The following is a 17,679-nucleotide window of genomic DNA, read 5'->3' on the forward strand; positions in this document are numbered from 1 at the left end:
CATGCGCTCGCGCTGGGTGCAGGTTTCCAGGGACATGGGCCGCTACGACACGGGCGACGTGCAGGCTGGTCTGGAATGGTGGGGCCGTTTCTTCCGTGCAGTTCACAACTCGGATTTCCTGTCCGGCCGCAATGGAGCCTGGACCGGGTGCGGATTCGACTGGCTGATGAAGCAGGCGAACTTTGCCAAGGTAGTCGACGGCAACTACCGGAATGACCGGGTCGGAGGTGAGGGATGATCCGCGAAACCATGGATACCCCGGTCATGCCGATGAGCATGGAAGCAGAGCAAGGTGTGTTGGGTGGCCTGCTGTTGGACAACCGGAAATGGGAGCTGGTGGCTGATCTGGTGACGGCGGACATGTTCAGTGCCGAGAGTCATGCCGACATTTTCGAGACGATCAAATCGCGCATTGACGCAGGCGAGCCCGCCGACGTGCTGACGGTGTCGGAGTCGCTGGATGCCGCTGGCGGTCACCGGACGATTGCTTACCTGGCCGAACTGGCCCAGAACACTCCGAGTGCTGCGAATATCGCGTTCTACGCCCGCATCGTTCGTGACCGGTCGGCCCAGCGCCGCATGGTGGACGCCGGCATGCAGGTCATGGAGATTGCCTCTGATCTGTCGATCGGTTCTCTGGACGAGCGCATGGCACTTGCTGCCTCGGTGCTGGAACGTATCCAGACCCATGGCGAGGTGAAGGATGGTGCAGAAATCGGCATGGCCGATGCCATGCAGGCCGCGCTAGGCAAGATCCTGTCCCGCATCGATTCAGACGGTGCGCTGGGCGGTCTGCCGACCGGCATGGCTGCGCTGGACGATGCCATTGATGGCCTGCATCCCGGCGAACTGATCGTGGTGGCCGGCCGGCCCTCGATGGGCAAGTCCTGTCTTGCCGAGATGATTGCCCGGACCAACGCCAAGGCACGGCGCGCAGTCCGCTTCCACACCTACGAAATGCCGGCCTGCGACGTGGTGATGCGCAGTGCAGCAGCAGACATGGGCATCCCGCTGGAAAACATCCGCAAGGCCCGGATGGAGCATCACGAACTGGACCGGTTCATGGTGTTCAGCAGCCGGCAGGAGGGCTGGCAGATCGTGTTCGACGAGGACACCGGTGCCAATGTCGACCGGATTGCCATGCGGGCCCGGCGCCAGAAGCGCAAAAGCGGGCTGGACCTGCTGGTGGTCGACCACCTGCACCTGATGCCGTACCGGGGAGACAACGAAACCCGGGGTCTTGGGGAAATCACGTCGTCGCTCAAACGACTGGCCCGCGACCTCCAGATCCCGGTGGTACTGGTGGCCCAGCTGAACCGGGAGGCTGGCAAGAATGCCGGCCGCCGCCCGACGTTGACGGACCTGCGCGGTTCCGGGGCCATCGAACAGGATGCTGACGTGATCGTGTTTTGCCATCGCCCGCATTACTACGACGACAGCAAACCGGCCAGCGAGGCCGAACTGATTGTGGCCAAAAGCCGCAATGGCCCGGTCGGCACGCTTGGGGTGGGATGGCGTGGTGACTTCGTGAGGTTCCAGGACCAGCCGGATTACGACTGGCAGCCCGCTCCCCGGGCAGTCGCCAGGCAGCGCGAGGAGGAATACCTGTGAGACGGCGTGCAGGTGGCCCATCGCAACGAAGGCAAGGGCATGGGGATGAAGGCCGGTGACCACATGACTGCTGCACTGTGCCCGGCCTGCCATCACGAGATCGACAATGGCAAGGATCTACCCCTCTCCGAACGCCGCGCCCGAATGGATAGGGCCATTGTGCTGACACACGACAGATTGGTGAAAGCTGGAAAGGTGGTGCTGTCATGAAGTGCTTTGACTGTATTCATGCCAGTGGGCGCAGGGCGGAGAAGATGGCAAGACTCGGGTTTCTTGCATGTGACCAGCGGCCTGCCGGTCATTTGGTGTCGGCAGAGTATGAGCGCAATTGCCCGGACTACAAGCCGGCCAGTGCAGAACAGATGCGGGTACGGAACCAATGGCGGGAGAAGGTGAAATGAAGCCGCGCATACAGGCTCTGGGCCGGCTCAAGGCCGGGCAGATGAACAAGACTGAGGCTGCTTACGCCGCCGAGCTTCAGGCCCGACAGGTTGCCGGGGAAGTAGCGTGGTACCGGTTTGAAGGCATCAAGCTGCGCCTCGCCGACAACACGTTCTTCACGCCAGATTTTGCCGTGATGCTGGCCGATGGGCAGATGGAGGCGCACGAGGTCAAAGGATTCTGGCAGGACGATGCCCGCGTGAAGATCAAGGTTGCCGCCGAGCAGTATCCGTTCCGCTTCATCGCAGTCACGGCGAAGACAAAGAAGGCCGGGGGAGGGTGGTCAAGGGAGGTATTTGAATGAGCACACCCCATTCCTTGTTGCCGGAGGCCGCCATTACGAAGCTGATCCGGGCATCGCAGATTGAGCCGGACGATGCCTGTTCTGACGCCAGGAGCCTTGCGGTTGCCGCAGCGATTACGGAGGTACGGCGTGACTATCCGGAGTATTTCCGCGATGACACAGGTCTCTGTTCCGGTCAATGACCGCGGCTATCGGATCGGCCAGCACCATCACCGGGCTGGCCTGACCGACGCAGATGTAGAGCTGATCCGGATCCTGCATGAGCGGGACGGCCTGAGTTATACGGCTTTGGCATACAAGTTCGAGGTGCCCAAATCCACTATTGCGGCCATTTGCCAATACAAGCGGCGCGCTCAGGTCGTACCCGATGGAAGCTGGTGACTGCACGTAAGCGTCGTGCCAGGCCAGCCGAACCCTGTTTTACCCCGCAGACACTGGAATACCTGAAGTTTTCCATGCGGCAGATGAGATTGTTCTGAATGAAGAAACTGACGCCCAAGCAGCAGCGGTTCGTCGACGAATACCTGATTGACCTGAATGCGAGTCAGGCCGCTCTCCGTGCTGGCTACAGCGCCAGGACAGCGCCGTGCATTGGTCAGCAATTGCTATCAAAAACTCATGTGGCTGCGAAGGTGAAGGAACGCATCAGCCAGCGCTCGCAACGCACTGAAATCACGCAGGACATGGTACTGATGCGCTGGTGGGAACTGGCGAATGCCGATGCCAATGATCTGGTCGAATTCCGGCGCAATAACTGCCGCTATTGCTGGGGCATTGATCATGGCTACCAGTGGACCGAGCATGAATTTGAGGCAGCCCGGAATCAGGCACGGGAAAAAGGCGATGAGGAGCCGGATTGTGCCGGTGGTTTTGGCTATTCATCGACAAGAGCGCCCAATCCGGATTGCCCGGAATGCCACGGTGAGGGGATGGGCACGATGCATGTGCATGACACCCGACACCTGCAAGGTGCTGCGCGCCGCCTCTATGCCGGTCTGAAGCAAAGCAAGGACGGGCTTCAGGTGCTGATGGCGGATCGGGAAAAGGCACTGGAAAATGTGGCGCGTCACCTTGGCATGTTCAACGACAAGCTGGAGGTGAACATGACAGGGCCGCTGGCTGAACGTCTGGCACGGGCGAGGGCGCGCAATGGCTGATATTGATGATGAACTGATCGAGCTAGCCGCCGAGTGTGCGACCGACCCGCTTCGCTGGGCTCTGCATGCCTATGACTGGGGACGTGGCGAGCTGGAGGGCGTGACCGGTCCGCGCGCCTGGCAGCGTGAAGTCATGTCTGACATCGGCAATCACCTCAAGAATCCGGCCACGCGCTTTCAGCCTTTGATGCTGGCCGTGGCCTCGGGTCACGGCATTGGCAAGTCGGCCGAGATCGGAATGATCGTGAACTGGGCGCTTTCGACCTGCGATGACTGTAAGGTCGTGATTACCGCCAACACGGATACCCAGCTGCGCACCAAGACCAGCCCGGAGGTCGGGAAATGGCAGCGGTTGTCGATTACCTCGCACTGGTTTGATCCGCAATCAGCCAGCGTTGCCGCGCGGGACAAGGAGCATGCCAAGACATGGCGGGCGGATTTCGTGCCCTGGTCCGAACACAACACCGAAGCATTTGCCGGCCTGCACAACAAGGGCAAGCGCATCGTCCTGATATTCGACGAAGCCTCGGCCATTGCAGACAAGGTGTGGGAAGTGGCCGAGGGCGCGCTGACCGATGAGGACACAGAGATCATCTGGATTGCTTTCGGTAACCCAACCCGGAATATCGGCCGGTTCCGTGAGTGCTTCCGACGCTTCCGCCATTCAGGATAGATAATGCAATGATTCTTAATGATTTATTGTTTTTCTTTTTTGGGAAAACCACAGATCAGCCCCACATTAGTTTCCGGCTAGGGGCCGGTGAACGCCCAAACCTTCCGGCTTTTTTGTCTCTGAAAACGGGTGCGATAGGGGAACGGCTGGCGCGTTTTTTGGGCTGATCACCGCTTGGTGATCTCGGTCGCTTTCTCACCAAGTGCCAGGGAAATGCCCTCGCGCAGCGTGTCGTCAGGACAGGGAGGGGAGAAATACAGGGGCAAATCCAACCGGCAAGCTCGGTGTCGATTCCAACGGCGGCAACATGAGTTTCTGATAGCAGTCAGGTGTGCTGCTGGCGCTCCTGAATCGCGGCCTGCACCTGAGCATTTCTTAGCCTGCGGGCTGCCCAGCGCATTCGGCGGGTCAGGTCGGTTTACCCGTGCATACGGCTGGCGCTAGATGGCTTTCCAGCCTGCCACGGTTTGAGCCCGCCGCTTGTATTGGCAAATGGCTGCAATGGTCGACTTGGGCACCTCGAACTTGAGCGCCAGCCATCCGTATGACTTGCCATCACGCTCATGCAGGATACGGACAAGCTCCACGTCACGATCTGTCAGAACGGCATTGTGGTGGTGATGCCCAATCCGATAGCCCTTTTCATTCACAGGAACCAGCATTTTCATGTGTTTGCCTTGTTACCAGTCAAGGCCACCATGATGCGTAGAGCTTCGCCAACCTTGCGCACGGCTGGGGGTTTTGGACTGCTCCGTTGTGGATTTGCCCCCGCATCACAGGACACTCTTCCCCCGTTAGATTGAAGTGGCCGCCAAGCGTCGAAACTCCCGTGGTGAACGGTATTTCAGCGCACTGTGCGGGTGATGCTCGTTGTAATGCTCAAAGGCAATGCCAAGGTTTCGCAAGACGGTTGCGGCGTCCGGTTTCGGCATGTGCGCCACGTAATCCCGCTTGATCGTCTTCACCAGGCTTTCTGCCATCCCGTTGCTCTGCGGGCTACATACCGGTGTCGTCACTGGCACCAGCCCCAGCTCCCGTGCGAACTTGCGGGTGGCCTCCGCCGTATAGGCCGACCCGTTGTCACTCAGCCATTCTATCGGCACCGGGGGTCTGGCCAGACCGAAGCGCTGCTCCACTGCCTCCAGCATGACGTTCCGGACGTCGTCACCCCGGTAGCTGGCAAGACTGGCTACACTGCAAAGCTACATGCCGCGATACAGGGACGGTCTGGGATGGAGGCCTGACTTTCAGCTACCGAATTAGCAACCGCGAACAAAGCCGGCATGTTGACCAGCCGGTTCAGTTAGTGATGACAAGCGATGCGCCGTGTGGGAGCGATCCCCGACACTCTCGCGATGTATCCATTTGCGGATGGTATCGACGGTGACGTTGTAACGTTCGGCCAGCGTGCTGGTGGCCTAGCGGATTTCGGCAGGGATGGCTGGCGTGGTGCGAGCCTGCTTGTGAAGTTTGACGATCATCGGGGCTGAGTCTGTAGCGTTTGCAGAAGCTTGTCCAAACCCTCTCTGGCAAGGGTCAGCTCCTAGGTGCGTTTGCTCAGATGATCGTCCAGGATGCGACATATAGTGGTGCTTGATAAAGTGAAAGCCGGGCGACTTCATACAAAGTGGCCCGGCTCTCTTCCCACCCCATTCCCTTATCAAGAAAAGCACTTTTCGACTGAAGCAAACTGAACCGCAGTCTAGACAGCAGAGCTACCAGGTGGTTTTCTTCCTTAAAAATTTTCTCAATTGCACCGCAGGGGCGAAATGGCCTTGCTGCGGGGCATTAACTGACTGAGAAATACAAGCGATCACGCATGATCAAACTCGATGGGCCAGAACCTGGCCACAGTTTTTTGCTTGGGGGTTCCTTAGCCTATCAAACCGACAAGTGTTCCTCAACCCCTTCCAGGGGGATGCCATGCTCCAGCAAAGCTTTACGGAGCAAGGTGCGAATCATCAGTTTGTCAGGCTTGTATTCTTTTTGACTTTCGTAAAATTCATTGTCATCCACAAGCGCCAGTAACTGCCCCACCAAAAGCTGGGCTATTGCATGGCTTGTGAAAATATTCGCATCAGCATACAGCGTTTGGTAATTTGGCTTAAATACCCGCTCTTGCTTCACAAGGCAAAATTTTCCCGCGCCTTGGTCATGAATAATGATCCGGCGCTGCGGAACAGATTTTTTCGGGTGCCGATCGTCCTTGCATTCACCAGGATTGCATCGGGGGCAGCTCAGATAGGCATCATAGGCATGCGAAAAGATAACCTCGCCCTCAACCTTGATCAGCTTGATCTCCGGCTCTTGCTCGGGCACTGCACGCAAATCGTGATAAATCCGGAATGACTTTCTCCGCAATCGTGCGCCATACACTTCCAGCAAGGGCTTCAACTGGTGCTCAAATGCCTGCTTGGCACCATTTTTCCAGGCGCTGACCACTGACTGCTGAGTCCGACATGCGTCAGCAATCTGTTTCTGCGTCCAGCCATCTCGCAGCGCCATATTGATGAGCTGCTTGGTATAGCGATATTTTCTCGATTTCTGTTCCATTGTGCACACTAGCAGGCGAGCTAGCTCGCCTGCTTCTTTAGGCAATGCCGTTACTTCTTGGCGGGTTGCTTTGGCTGTTGATTAGGGTTCAGTTGCTTGCCACGGTTACCCTGGTTCTGGTCGTACGTCTTGTTGGTACCTTGCGTACCTTTGTTGCCATTCTTGATATCTGCACGATGATTCGACATAGCTTGCTCCTGCTGGGGCGTGTTAAGGAACAGTCATTATGAAGAAACTAGCAGTTTATGCCATTGATATATTGGTGATATATCAGTGATAAATCGTGATATTGGCAGGGCGTGCTCTCAACGCTGCACGCCCTGTACAGCTCAGATATCCAGCTTGGGCAGCGCTTTCACGATCTTCATGGTTTCCAGGCTGACGGTAATTACCCGCAGGAACAGCTCCAGCGGGTAGCGCGGGTTGTTCATGGTTTCGGTGGCCCAGTCGTTGGCGTCGTTGACGATGCCGCTATCTTTGTCGGTTTTCACACACTGGCGCTCTACCACCCAGTCCAGCGCGGGTTTGCCGTTGACCACGTATTCGTAGGCTTCCAGCGGGATGCCGGTTACCGTGATACGGCTGTTGTAATGCAACGTGCTCAGGTCTTTATCCTTGCCCTTCTTACCGTACTTCATCTTCTCGACGCGATAGTCCGCAGCGGTTAGGGTCTTGCCCCCAGTATCAACCTTGGCACCTTCGTACATGGCAACGGTTTCGTAGTTCAGATGCAGCTCGGCCAGCTCACGCCCGGCTTTGCTGAAGTGCCAGAAGTTGGCTGCGCCTTTCACGCACGGGATACGCGGCAGCTCTTTGCTGAGGTTGTCGGCAAAACGCTCGCGATAATCCAGCGAATGCAGCAGGCCATAAACGTAGTAGAAGATGTCTTCCTTGCTGATGCTCTCGCCCGGATACGCGGCCACGAAATGCGCCAAGCCTTCATCGGTGATGGCATCGCGGCGGGTGCGGCCAACGTTGGCCGCAGGGACAGGCGTGCTATCGAACAAGTTGTCTTGCTGCGGTTGTTTGGCAGGCTGGGCGTCGGCTTCCTCGTACAGATAGAGGGGGAAGCATTGCGTGCCGCCATCGGTTTGCAGCTCCATGATGTGATCCACCATCAGCGCCAACTGGCCATCGCCGTTCCAGCGCTGTTTGATGACAATCATGCGGTTAGCCGATTGAGCATCGGGGAAGATTTGGGGAATTTGACCAACCCGATGCATAAGCGATCTGTCGTAATAAACCCATGACTTTGTGTATGGCCGATAAATTGCAACAGTAGCTGCACTTGATTTGAAGGTGTACTTCAGGCCTCTGACAATATCTTTTGTATTGTCCCCGTACCAAGAAAACTGACTTGGATCACGAGTAACAAACTCATCCAAACTGACATCGCCATTGAAATCCGACTTATAGCGATCAGATTCTTTATTAAAAAATGCAATCGACCGCTGAATATTTTCAAGTAACGTAGTTTTGCCGCGATTGAAATACCAAGCATCTCCTCTTGTTTGCAGCCCACTCGAGTAATTGGCAAACAGCCCCGCTTCTTCCCCCTTCTTGTCACCCATGATCAGGTAGCCTGCCGCCGATTCATCCCGCTGCTTGACCCAATCGCCATGCGCGTCCGGCGAGATTTCGCGCCAAAGGTTGGCCGCAGCAATGCCGCCGATGCTGCCGAACCCGCTCACGATGTCCAGCTTTTCCTCTCGGCTCAGGTAGTCGCCGATGTCATGCCAGAAAATGCGGCCATGTTGGGTGGCGTGCGGGTTTTTCACCAGCAGGGAAATCGCTATCGGGGCGCGGCTGCCCATGCCGAAAACGTTGTCCTTTTCCTTGCGGCGCAATTCGCCCGAGGTACGCGCATTGCCGCGCAAGTGGAACACGTAAATATCGGAGAATTCTTCAGCCAGACACTGACGCAAGCCATCTGCAGTATTGGCTTCCAGAAACCCTGCGTTGGTCACAAAGCCGATCACGCCGCTATCGCCCAACCTGTCCGACGCCCAGCGGATGGCGCGGATATAGCTGTCGTACAGCGCATTCTTGTTGGTGGCAGAGGAACGGGCGGCGTAGCTGTCGCGGATACGGGCATCGAGCTGCGGGTAGGCGACGTTCTGGTTGTTGTCGTTGGCGCTGTCCTGCCCGGCGGAGTACGGCGGGTTGCCAATAATCACGCGGATATCCAACGCCTTTTGCCGTTTGCGACGGGCGCTGTTCTGGAACAGCACTTGATCTACCAGATCTTCTTTCTCGTACATCTGGAAGGTGTCGGTAAGGCAGATGCCATCAAACGGCACGTAGTCGCCACCGGCAATGCCGTGGTAGACCGCTTCGATATTGATGGCGGCGATGTAATAGGCCAGCAGCACCAGCTCGTTGGCGTGGATTTCGCCTTTGAATTTCTTCTTGAGCGCATCAGGCGGGATGATGCCACTTTGCATCAGGCGGGTAATGAAAGTGCCGGTGCCGGTGAACGGGTCGATAATGTGCACGCCGTCGCTGGCCAGGCTCTGGCCAAACTGACTTTGCAGGATGTGCTCGACACTGTGGATGATGAAGTCCACCACCTCCACAGGGGTGTAGACAATACCCAGGCGCTCGGTCATGCGCGGGAAGGCGTTGCGGAAGAATTTGTCGTACAGCTCGACGATGATCTTTTGCTTGCCTTCGGCTTTGTCGATGCCCTCCGCACGCATTTTCACGCTGGCATAGAACTTTTCCAGCGTGTCGGCTTCTTTGTCCAACCGGTGCTCATGCAGCCGATCCAGCACGTTCTGCATGGCCTTGGACATGGGGTTATGGCTGGCAAAGCTGTAGTCGGCAAACAGGGCATCGAATACCGGTTTGGTAATCAGGTGCTGGGCCAGCATCTCAATGACTTCATCGCGGGTGATGCTGTCGTTCAGGTCGTCCCGCAGCTCGGCTACCAGGCCTTCAAAGGCGACCACTTCATCGACATTGGCTTCGTTATTGACGATTTCGGTGATGCGGGTGATGTGGGTGCGGGCGATCTTGGCGATGTCGTTGGCCCAGTCTTCCCAATGGTGGCGGTTGCCGCACTTTTGCACCACTTTGGCAAAGATGGCGCGTTCGATTTCGCCAATCTCAAATTCCAGTGTTTGCTGTTCCGGTTTGTTTTCTTCAGCTTTCCCTGCGCTACCAATGCCATAGGTGCCTTTGCCTTTATCCAGCTTGGCCACAGCGGTTTTCTTATCGGCTTTTTTCTGGACTTTGTCGCTGACGGCAATCACTTCCATTTTGCTGGTGTCGTTACCGACCAGATCCAGCTTGTTGATCATGGCGTCAAAGCGGTCATCGTGCGAACGTAAGGCCTGCAGTACCTGCCACACTACCTTGTAGGTCTTGTTATCGTTGAGGGCTTCGTCTGGTGCCATGCCTGAGGGGATGACTACCGGCAAGATCACATAGCCGCGCTTTTTGCCTTCGGCCAGACGCATAACGCGACCAACGGATTGCACCACATCGACTTGCGAGCTGCGCGGCGTCAGGAACAGCACGGCATCCAGCGCGGGCACATCCACGCCCTCGGACAAGCAGCGTACATTGCTAAGAATGCGGCAGGTGTCATCCGGCACCGGCGCTTTGAGCCAGGCCAGCTTGCTGTCTTTCTCGCCGGCATTCATGCCGCCATCGATGTGGTCTGCCTCGCACTTGAGGGTGGCGCAATCCTCGTCCGGGTTGCTGGCCTTGTACTCTTCCACCACGGCGGCAAACATGTCAGCAATCTTCTTGGAGCTGATCTTGTGGGTTTTGGCGTTGCTTTGGTACTCGATGACCTGACAGAAAGCCACAGCACGACGCATAGCGGCAGCATCGTCGCCCAGGTCTTCACGGGTGTCTTGCTTGGACAGCGCCTTCCAGCATCCGACGATCTTGGCAGCGTCTTCGACCTTGATCTGATTGTTGTCGTCCTTAAGCAGGTTTTGCAGGCTACGGCTGATGTGGGCTTCGTCCATAGCCAACACCAGCACTTTGTAGTCCACCAGTAGTCCGGCTTTAACTGCCTCGCTGAAGGTGATAACGAACAGCTCTTTACCAAACAGGCTTTCGTCATCCATCGAACAGAGCGCCACGCCGCCTTTTTCTTCCTGGGCCTTGGCACCATCACCATAAATGCGCGGGGTGGCGGTCATGTACAAGCGCTTGGCAGCGCGGATGTAATCGCCATCGTGTACACGGACAAAGGCGCTTTCTTCTTCGCCGTCAAAGGTGGCACCGGTAGTACGGTGGGCTTCGTCACAGATGATGAGGTCGAAATCGGCCAAGCCATGCTCTAGTTGAGCACGGCTGATCACATCGATGGAGTGATAGGTGCTGAACACCACGCTCATATGCTCGCCATCGTGGCGCTTGGCCATCTCGGCGGCTAACCTGGCGGCATCGGTGGTGGCCGGGTAACGCAGCTCGTGGGCCAGCGTCTGAACCACGTCATCGTCTTTCTTGCGCTTTTTGCCCACGTCGCTATCGGAACACACGGCAAAGCTATGCAGCGGGGTTGCGCTTTCTTGCGTCCACTCGGTGAGGGTTTGCGACAGCAGCGACAAGCTAGGTACCAAAAACAGCACGCGCTTGCCAGCTCCCACCAGCTTCTCTGCAATCTTCAGGCTGGTGAAGGTCTTACCCGTGCCGCAGGCCATGATCAGCTTGCCACGCTCTGCGTTGGCTAGGCCGGCTTCAACACGAGCCAAAGCACGGATCTGATGGTCACGTAGTTGCTTCTTGGGCTTGAGCACAGCGGCTTGCTTGGGCTGGTACTGGTTCCAGTCGATCTGGCTGTCTTCCAGTGCCTGCAAGTCCAGCTTGGTGACCGGTGGCTGCTGGCCGATGAGTGCATCTTCTGCATTCGGCCCCCAGTTGTTGGTGGTGGTGACAATCAGGCGGCGGCTGAAAGGCTGCTTGCCGGAAGCGGTGAAAAAGCTGTCGATGTCAGCTTTCTGGACTTTGTAGTCTTCGGCGTAGAACTTGCACTGGATGGCGTGGTAGTCGCCGTCTGTCGTCTTGGCGACCAGGTCGATACCGGTATCCTTCTTGCTCCAGCCATTGCCGTACTGCTCGGCCCATTCGCCAAACGGCCACACGTCGCTGTACAGGTCGCGGTAAGTGGCTTCGTTTTTGAGGTAGCAGACAATCAGCTCTTCGAAGTAGGTGCCTTTTTCACGCTCGGTGACGGCGGCGGCGCGGAAGGTCGATAGCAGTGATTGCAGGGCAGTAGTTTGGCTGGCGTTTGTCATGAAAGATGATGTTTTATGCGTTTGGAATTATTTGATAATCCTATGGCGGCCTAGCTTGCTGCAAGCTAGCTGCCCTATATAGCCATTATGCCCTTGCATGCACTGACTCGGTGCTGCCGTGCAGTTTCCTTCGATAGCCCCAATAAATCTTGGATCAGCGGATTTTCTTGTCATGTTGATGAGGTCAATTTCTCCGATGGAAGAAGCACCTCGATTTCGGGCCATAGTTGGATGTGCTATCTGTTTGGAGCGATAGCGCATGCAGTTGGCTCTTATGTCCAATGCGCCAGCCTGTTTGAGGCGGAAAACTTAACAATTCATGTGTGGTGCAAAATAGGTCTGTGTTTTTTACTACGTGAGTGGGGCTATATATACAGAACCTAGGTGGGACAGGTGGGACGGTGGGACAAATTCCGTAAACCATTGTTGCTATTAGATTTAATGTGTCCCACCTTTGTCCCCCCTTTCCTGTTTTTTCATGCAAAAAGTGGGACAAAAATAGTGCCAAACTCTTGTTTTGCACAAAAAATAGGCATCCACAGCGGATGCCTCTTGTTTTCCCCGCCCGGCAAAATGCTCTATCCATGCCGGTAAAACTTAACAAACCTGCCGATACATCATGCCCCGGCTGATATGAAGAACATTCCGCGCCGTACCTTCGACATTCCCGCTGGCTGTCTCGCGTAGGGGGAAAATCATGGATGGGTCTTTTGGCTTTCGGTGGCCACAAACACCATCATCCTGACCGGGTTTGGCAGGCCCGGAATGCGAACCTTGTTCGTCGTCTTTCCTCCACAGCCTGGCTTGAGCATTCCGTGTTCTACAAGCAGGCGGCAGACCCGCCGATACTCAAAGCCTGCTGTGATCTCATTCTTGAACACGCTCGGTGACACGAAAAACACAAGGCCTCCATCATCTTCGCGCCTTCGGTATCCGGCGCAGTTCTGGATATTTGGTTCACTGTGGCCTTGATGTGTGATGTCGATGAATCGGCCCCATGCGTGCAGGGAAAACCAGCCTTCCACTTGCTCGATCAACCGGGTGTCGTCCCGGTCCTCGATGCCGAAAGCGTCCAGCCACAGCATCCAGCCCACATGCACGCCATCAAACGCTTCCTGTTCAGTCCATCCGGTCAATCCGGCACGAGAGGCCAATACGCAAGCCGCTGCTAACAGGCCGAACTTGCGTGTTGCCCGGCGCACGGCTGGCGCGGCACTGTCAGGTAGATCGGCCAGCAGTCGCGCCTGAACGGTTTTCACCTCATCCGGTATGGCTGAGCGGTTGGCAGCAATCCATTCCACCCATGCCCGGCCCACGTGGCCATAGTGGTGGCGTGCGGCCTCGGTCAGCGCCATGCTGAATGCCTCGCCGGGGTTGACCGGCCTGCCGGATTCGTCCAGCCGTGTGCCATCGGCAAACTCATGCAGGCAGTCAAAGGCCCGGTATCTGCCGGTATCAGCGGGAATGTCCAGCAGGCGGATTTCCTGCCCGCCTTTTACCACCTGGCCACCATCGGCCAGAAACTGGCTCATGCGGACTTCGCCGGTCGAGATCATGGCGACCTTCCATGTGCGGAATGGCCGGTTTCCACCGTCCTTGGCCCCCTGCATCTTGGCGACCCCGTTCAGTGCCGAATAAATGGCCGGGCCGATGTTCCGGGCATTGCCAGAACCGATTTCGTCCATGTAAAGCAGCGTGTCGTTGACCTGTTCGGCTTCATTGCTCACGGCCAACCCCGTGGATGACCACGAACGCATGGTTCGGGCCGGGTCGCCCCACACGCTGGCCGCTACGTCGCCGCAGGTCGATTTGCCCGAACTGGTCAGGGTATAGAAGTGCAGGCCGATGCCGTCCCGCATACCCACGACCGACAGCAGCGGCCCTGCAAGGGAGCAGGCGATGGCAGTCATGGGCAGGGCATTGCCAAGCGACAGCCTGCCCACCGTGGCAATCCAGTCGTCCAGTGAGCCGGATGGCCTGTAGGCGTCCTTGCGGTCGCTCTTGCCGTTGAAAAATACCGGCACGTCCGGCGTACCGATCATTTCCCCGTCCGGCATGACAAAGGCTCCGTGCTGCCAGCCGGTCTTGTAGGCGATTTCATGCCAGTCCATGTTGCCGCCCCGTTGCAGCCATGTGGCCAGATGACTTTGTGCCGTCCGGTTCGTGGCGATCTCCAGCCCGCCATCACGCAGCTTGTACCAGCCCTCACGTTCGCCTATCTCGGCATTGGGCAGTGCGATCGTGACGGTATTGCGGCTGCCTTGTCGCTCCCAGCGGGCAATCCGGTACTGGTGGCCGGCATCGTCGGCCCCGCACCCGACCAGCTCCAGACGGCCACACAGCCAGACAGGGGCGCGCTCATGCACCTTGCCGGTATCGGGATCAATTTTGCCGTCGATGAACCACAGGCCATCATCCCGCAACTCCCAGCGTGGAAACGTCGGCATGGGTGGCAGCGTTGCCGCCTCCCTGAGCGATTGCAGGTCACTGTTTCCCATGGTGTGCCTCCTCTGGCGAGACCGGCACAAGGCGACCGTTATCGTCCTGCCGTGTCCAGCGTGCCTTGAGCGCCTGAAACCGGTCATGGTCGATGGGGCCCAGCATGGGCGGGGCCAGGATCAGCGCCACAATGGCCCCTGCAATCGTGTCGGCCTCCCGCTCACTCAGGTCATCCCAGCGCCGTTGCAGCAGCTTTTCCAGCTCGATGGCCAGTCGTGGCGAGGCAATGGCCGTGCCTTCCGCTGCCATGTTTTCCAGCAAGGTGACAACGGCCTCAAAGGCATCAGCGCACCAGAATCCGCAATCCGCTTTCTGCATATTCATGCTTAACCCCTTTCCTGTTCGTCCTGTAGTGCCAGCAAGGCTTCAATCAGCTCCGGCAAGCGGTCTGGCGGCAGGGTGATGCCCTTCTTGGTCGGGCGGAATCCTTCGCCATCCCCGAAGTCCGTGTGCTGGCGCAGGTCGATGTAGTCATGGCCCCGGAAGGTCTTGCGCTCGATCTGGATACGGTCGATGGCGTTCTTGTCGATGGTGTGGATGCTCATGCTTCAACTCCTTCATTCAGCACATCCGCCCAGTCCGTGCCGGGGCGGGATGGCAGCAGGACGCGCACCTGTCGTCCCTCGTCATGCAGGCGGGCTGCCAGCCGGTGGGCGACTTTCTGGCCGGTGCCGCTGGTGTCGTGGTCCCCGAACACCCAGACGCTTTGCACGTCATCCGGTAGCCTCACGCTTTCCAGCCCGTGGGCCGAAATGCAGGACCAGACCGGCAGGCCGGAAGCCAGATGGCAGGCCAGCGCAGTCTCGATGCCCTCGGCCAGCCCCAGCCGTCCGTTGTCGGGGGCGGCCAGCCGGATGGCAGCCCCGGTCGTGGCTCCCGGCGTGACGCTGACCAGCTTTTTGGCGGGCAGGCATTCGCCGGTATCGGGATGCACCAGCCGGGCCTTGCTGATTGCGCCGGCACGGTCGGTCAGATACGTGCGATGCAGCCCGACAATCTCCCCGGCCTTGTCGCGCACCAGCGCCAGCAGGGCAGGCAGGCGACACAGGGCAAACGGCTTGCCGTCCCGGTCATTCCAATACGGCAGGGCAGGGTGACAGCGCAGATCATCGGGGGCGTGTTCCAGTGCCAGCCCGCGCCCGGCCAGATAGCGCGATGCCGGGCAGGTGCCAGTCAGCGGCAAGGCTTCATCCCACTGACGCAGGATGGACGGCAGGCGGCTGACGGGCGGCGTGGTGGGTGCGACAGGGGGCAATCGTGGGGTCGGGCAGGGCAATGTGCCGGTAATGCCCAGCGCCCCCGCTACAAGGCGCAGCGCCTCGGCAAAGCCGCAGCCGAACACATGGCGGACCAGCGCCAGCCCGTCTCCGGCCATCGGGTCGCCCCCGCCACCAGAGCAGAGCCAGGTTCCCCGGCCGTCGCGGTCATCAAAGCGGAACCGATCATGTCCGCCACAGCCCGGACACGGGCCATGCTGGCGTTTCAGGTGGCGGTCAGCGATCCCCAACCGGGTCAGGATGCCCGGCCACTGGTGACGGGCTGCTGCCATGACCATGGCAGATTCAAGGCACAAGCCGTCCCGCGCCCCATCGCGTGGATGGTTCGTTGTCATGGCGTAAGCCTCTCAGGGGTTCAGGTCGGGGAAGGTTCTGGCGACGCTGATCTGGTCGAGCCAGTTGGTCGCTTCATAGGCGAGTGAGGCCAGCAGTGTGCCGGCCCAGCCAGCATCCGTTGCCACACTGGCAGGCAGTTCGCCTCCATCCATGCTGTAAAGCGCGATCAGGGTGTTGATGGCCGCTGCCGCAGTCAGGCACTCGCGTTGCATGCTGGTAACGCTGTCGGCCAGCTTGTCCAGATCGTCACATTGCCCAGTGCGGAAGGCTGCCATATCGCGCAGGGCGTCGATGGAATCGATCATGCGGCTCATGCAGTCACCTCCACGTCAAAGCCACGGGAGCCGGCAGTCATACGCACCGAACAGCGGCGATCCTGTGCAATCAGGTCGGCAGCCATGCGGCGGGCCTCGGCCAGATCAGCAGCAGGGCGGATGATGGAAACAGCGGGAGAGCGGGAAAGCAGGGCGCGGAAAGCGCGCAGGGCAAAGCTAGGCATGGTGGCCTCCAAGATGGGTATTAAACCCACCATCCCGACGCCAATCGGGGTGGCAGGCACGTAGCAGGGTTGGCGTACCGGCATCTTGGAAACCGGCGCGTGCAAGCACGCCCCCGCTACGGCCCACCATGGAAACCATGGACGCACCAATAGCGTAGGTAACGGACGCAAAAAATGCCGCAAAGTGGCGGCTGTCCGCCAAGATGTTCGGGACGCCAATCCCGGTGCCGCTATTGAACGGCACGGGTAAATGGTGCCGCGCTGTATCGAGGGCGTCAATCAGAAAATACGCAAGGCTGTATCCATCCAGACACGCACGTTGCGCTGCGCCATCAAGTGACAGACGGTAGCCGTTTTGAGGTCGTGAAGGATTTTCCAGTTGCCTACTCTGTGAGTGGGAAAGGCGGCGATCATCCTCTTTTCCCTGTCGTTTCCCCTTATTTGCAGACATTTGACCACCACTGCCATGGTGGTCATTTTTTTGCCTGCTGACGGGATAGGCAGTTTTCCATCTACCGTGTATCGATGCAGGTTGATATGCCATGCCGTGCTTCACATGCTGAAGTCGTGTCCATGCACATGATTGAAGTGTCCCGACCGGGCTTCTGGTCAAGCATGGCTCCTTAATGCCTCCGGATGCTTGGGGGCGTTTTTTTGGCTCGCCGGGCTGCTGGTAACCAGACAATCCCGCTACCAATTCGTGCCAGGTATTCATGCTGCCAGCCTCCCGTTGACGACCGGCCCGAACAGGCGAGCGAAGTCAGTCACGCGCCGTTCTGCCTCGCGGTAGGCTGCCTTGTGGCTGCCGCCTTCTGCCAGCGTGTCGATGATGGCCGCACTCACTAGCTGATACGCTGTGCTGACGGCGTTCTGCATGGAAGGTGACAGGTTGGCCCGTTGTCCCTTCTCAAGGCCGAACGCCCGGTTTATCAGCTTCTCGACGTTGGAGTGGAATACCTGCGCCGGTGCTTCGCTGCCGAGCTTTCTGGCCGTATCTGCCATGTTGCGGGCGGCATCATGGGCTAGGTGGTAGAACGGCAGGTATTGGTTATGGCGGGCGTCCTGATGCTTGCG

18 protein-coding genes and 1 pseudogene are annotated in these 17,679 nt (G+C 58.2%); 7 read left to right on the forward strand and 12 right to left on the reverse strand.

Translation table 11 applies throughout. The features are described 5' to 3' along the window. Nucleotide 1 precedes the first annotated feature (1 nt). The 7 genes from G542_RS16900 (at nucleotide 2) to G542_RS16915 (ending at nucleotide 4,186) form a co-directional block, all read left to right on the forward strand. The gene (locus G542_RS16900) at nucleotides 2–238 is read left to right on the forward strand and encodes a hypothetical protein (RefSeq protein ID WP_051190059.1); all 237 of its coding nucleotides are present in this window, start codon (nucleotides 2–4) and stop codon (nucleotides 236–238) included. Further along, nucleotides 235–1,611, forward strand: coding sequence for a replicative DNA helicase (locus tag G542_RS16905; protein ID WP_051190060.1), 1,377 nt, complete (start codon nucleotides 235–237; stop codon nucleotides 1,609–1,611). The genes G542_RS16900 and G542_RS16905 overlap by 4 nt, the downstream gene beginning before the upstream one ends. Nucleotides 1,612–1,623: 12 nt before the next feature. Further along, nucleotides 1,624–1,821: a hypothetical protein gene (locus G542_RS18585; RefSeq protein ID WP_244878713.1), complete on the forward strand. Its 198-nt coding sequence runs from the start codon at nucleotides 1,624–1,626 to the stop codon at nucleotides 1,819–1,821. Nucleotides 1,822–1,990: 169 nt separating this feature from the next. Continuing rightward, entirely contained in the window at nucleotides 1,991–2,356 is a 366-nt protein-coding gene (locus G542_RS0112820; RefSeq protein ID WP_211218834.1) for a PDDEXK family nuclease, read from the forward strand. A gap of 129 nt (nucleotides 2,357–2,485) precedes the next feature. Beyond that, nucleotides 2,486–2,737, forward strand: coding sequence for a hypothetical protein (locus tag G542_RS0112825; protein WP_244878714.1), 252 nt, complete (start codon nucleotides 2,486–2,488; stop codon nucleotides 2,735–2,737). Nucleotides 2,738–2,835: 98 nt separating this feature from the next. Then, a complete protein-coding gene (locus G542_RS0112830; RefSeq protein WP_012696986.1) occupies nucleotides 2,836–3,513 on the forward strand; it encodes a terminase small subunit in 678 nt (225 codons plus the stop codon). Further along, nucleotides 3,506–4,186 (forward strand): hypothetical protein, encoded by a 681-nt coding sequence (locus tag G542_RS16915; RefSeq protein ID WP_051190061.1) that lies wholly within the window; start codon nucleotides 3,506–3,508, stop codon nucleotides 4,184–4,186. Before G542_RS0112830 ends, G542_RS16915 begins: the two co-directional genes overlap by 8 nt. 440 nt (nucleotides 4,187–4,626) lie before the next feature. On the opposite strand, the gene G542_RS0112840 is transcribed toward G542_RS16915, so the two are convergent. The 12 genes and pseudogenes from G542_RS0112840 to G542_RS18845 form a co-directional block, all read right to left on the reverse strand. Next, nucleotides 4,627–4,854: a hypothetical protein gene (locus G542_RS0112840; protein ID WP_027824324.1), complete on the reverse strand. Its 228-nt coding sequence runs from the start codon at nucleotides 4,852–4,854 to the stop codon at nucleotides 4,627–4,629. Nucleotides 4,855–4,980: 126 nt separating this feature from the next. Then, nucleotides 4,981–5,361: pseudogene (locus G542_RS16920) on the reverse strand (integrase core domain-containing protein); the annotation flags it as partial. A gap of 706 nt (nucleotides 5,362–6,067) precedes the next feature. Continuing rightward, on the reverse strand, nucleotides 6,068–6,739 hold the full coding sequence (locus G542_RS0112855; RefSeq protein WP_027824325.1) for a hypothetical protein: 672 nt from the start codon (nucleotides 6,737–6,739) through the stop codon (nucleotides 6,068–6,070). A gap of 329 nt (nucleotides 6,740–7,068) precedes the next feature. Continuing rightward, entirely contained in the window at nucleotides 7,069–11,994 is a 4,926-nt protein-coding gene (locus tag G542_RS0112865) for a DEAD/DEAH box helicase (protein ID WP_027824327.1), read from the reverse strand. 695 nt (nucleotides 11,995–12,689) lie between these two features. Next, nucleotides 12,690–14,492: a DUF927 domain-containing protein gene (locus tag G542_RS0112870; RefSeq protein ID WP_162142368.1), complete on the reverse strand. Its 1,803-nt coding sequence runs from the start codon at nucleotides 14,490–14,492 to the stop codon at nucleotides 12,690–12,692. Then, nucleotides 14,479–14,817 carry a hypothetical protein gene (locus tag G542_RS0112875; RefSeq protein ID WP_027824329.1) on the reverse strand — a complete coding sequence of 113 codons (339 nt, stop codon included), beginning with the start codon at nucleotides 14,815–14,817 and terminating at the stop codon, nucleotides 14,479–14,481. Before G542_RS0112875 ends, G542_RS0112870 begins: the two co-directional genes overlap by 14 nt. A 2-nt stretch (nucleotides 14,818–14,819) precedes the next feature. Then, nucleotides 14,820–15,038 carry a transcriptional coactivator p15/PC4 family protein gene (locus G542_RS0112880; RefSeq protein WP_012697000.1) on the reverse strand — a complete coding sequence of 73 codons (219 nt, stop codon included), beginning with the start codon at nucleotides 15,036–15,038 and terminating at the stop codon, nucleotides 14,820–14,822. Continuing rightward, nucleotides 15,035–16,105 carry a DUF7146 domain-containing protein gene (locus G542_RS0112885; RefSeq protein ID WP_081666837.1) on the reverse strand — a complete coding sequence of 357 codons (1,071 nt, stop codon included), beginning with the start codon at nucleotides 16,103–16,105 and terminating at the stop codon, nucleotides 15,035–15,037. Before G542_RS0112885 ends, G542_RS0112880 begins: the two co-directional genes overlap by 4 nt. A 12-nt stretch (nucleotides 16,106–16,117) precedes the next feature. Then, a complete protein-coding gene (locus G542_RS0112890; RefSeq protein WP_027824331.1) occupies nucleotides 16,118–16,420 on the reverse strand; it encodes a hypothetical protein in 303 nt (100 codons plus the stop codon). Further along, nucleotides 16,417–16,605 carry a hypothetical protein gene (locus G542_RS0112895; RefSeq protein WP_027824332.1) on the reverse strand — a complete coding sequence of 63 codons (189 nt, stop codon included), beginning with the start codon at nucleotides 16,603–16,605 and terminating at the stop codon, nucleotides 16,417–16,419. The genes G542_RS0112890 and G542_RS0112895 overlap by 4 nt, the downstream gene beginning before the upstream one ends. Further along, on the reverse strand, nucleotides 16,598–17,320 hold the full coding sequence (locus tag G542_RS18590; RefSeq protein ID WP_155826696.1) for a hypothetical protein: 723 nt from the start codon (nucleotides 17,318–17,320) through the stop codon (nucleotides 16,598–16,600). Before G542_RS18590 ends, G542_RS0112895 begins: the two co-directional genes overlap by 8 nt. Then, a partial coding sequence (locus tag G542_RS18845; RefSeq protein WP_027824334.1) for a hypothetical protein occupies nucleotides 17,317–17,679 on the reverse strand: 363 nt, incomplete at its 5' end. The genes G542_RS18845 and G542_RS18590, both read right to left, overlap by 4 nt.

Source organism: Laribacter hongkongensis DSM 14985 (assembly GCF_000423285.1).
GTDB lineage: Bacteria > Pseudomonadota > Gammaproteobacteria > Burkholderiales > Aquaspirillaceae > Laribacter > Laribacter hongkongensis.

Excerpts from the sequence above, each read along its gene's own strand:
- G542_RS16900 (WP_051190059.1), top strand. The coding sequence starts at position 2 with ATGCGCTCGCGCTGGGTGCAGGTTTCCAGGGACATGGGCCGCTACGAC.
- G542_RS16905 (WP_051190060.1), top strand. The coding sequence starts at position 235 with ATGATCCGCGAAACCATGGATACCCCGGTCATGCCGATGAGCATGGAA.
- G542_RS0112820 (WP_211218834.1), top strand. The coding sequence starts at position 1,991 with ATGGCGGGAGAAGGTGAAATGAAGCCGCGCATACAGGCTCTGGGCCGG.
- G542_RS0112830 (WP_012696986.1), top strand. The coding sequence starts at position 2,836 with ATGAAGAAACTGACGCCCAAGCAGCAGCGGTTCGTCGACGAATACCTG.
- G542_RS16915 (WP_051190061.1), top strand. The coding sequence starts at position 3,506 with ATGGCTGATATTGATGATGAACTGATCGAGCTAGCCGCCGAGTGTGCG.
- G542_RS0112840 (WP_027824324.1), bottom strand. The coding sequence starts at position 4,854 with ATGAAAATGCTGGTTCCTGTGAATGAAAAGGGCTATCGGATTGGGCAT.
- G542_RS0112855 (WP_027824325.1), bottom strand. The coding sequence starts at position 6,739 with ATGGAACAGAAATCGAGAAAATATCGCTATACCAAGCAGCTCATCAAT.
- G542_RS0112865 (WP_027824327.1), bottom strand. The coding sequence starts at position 11,994 with ATGACAAACGCCAGCCAAACTACTGCCCTGCAATCACTGCTATCGACC.
- G542_RS0112870 (WP_162142368.1), bottom strand. The coding sequence starts at position 14,492 with ATGGGAAACAGTGACCTGCAATCGCTCAGGGAGGCGGCAACGCTGCCA.
- G542_RS0112875 (WP_027824329.1), bottom strand. The coding sequence starts at position 14,817 with ATGAATATGCAGAAAGCGGATTGCGGATTCTGGTGCGCTGATGCCTTT.
- G542_RS0112880 (WP_012697000.1), bottom strand. The coding sequence starts at position 15,038 with ATGAGCATCCACACCATCGACAAGAACGCCATCGACCGTATCCAGATC.
- G542_RS0112885 (WP_081666837.1), bottom strand. The coding sequence starts at position 16,105 with ATGACAACGAACCATCCACGCGATGGGGCGCGGGACGGCTTGTGCCTT.
- G542_RS0112890 (WP_027824331.1), bottom strand. The coding sequence starts at position 16,420 with ATGAGCCGCATGATCGATTCCATCGACGCCCTGCGCGATATGGCAGCC.
- G542_RS0112895 (WP_027824332.1), bottom strand. The coding sequence starts at position 16,605 with ATGCCTAGCTTTGCCCTGCGCGCTTTCCGCGCCCTGCTTTCCCGCTCT.
- G542_RS18590 (WP_155826696.1), bottom strand. The coding sequence starts at position 17,320 with ATGAATACCTGGCACGAATTGGTAGCGGGATTGTCTGGTTACCAGCAG.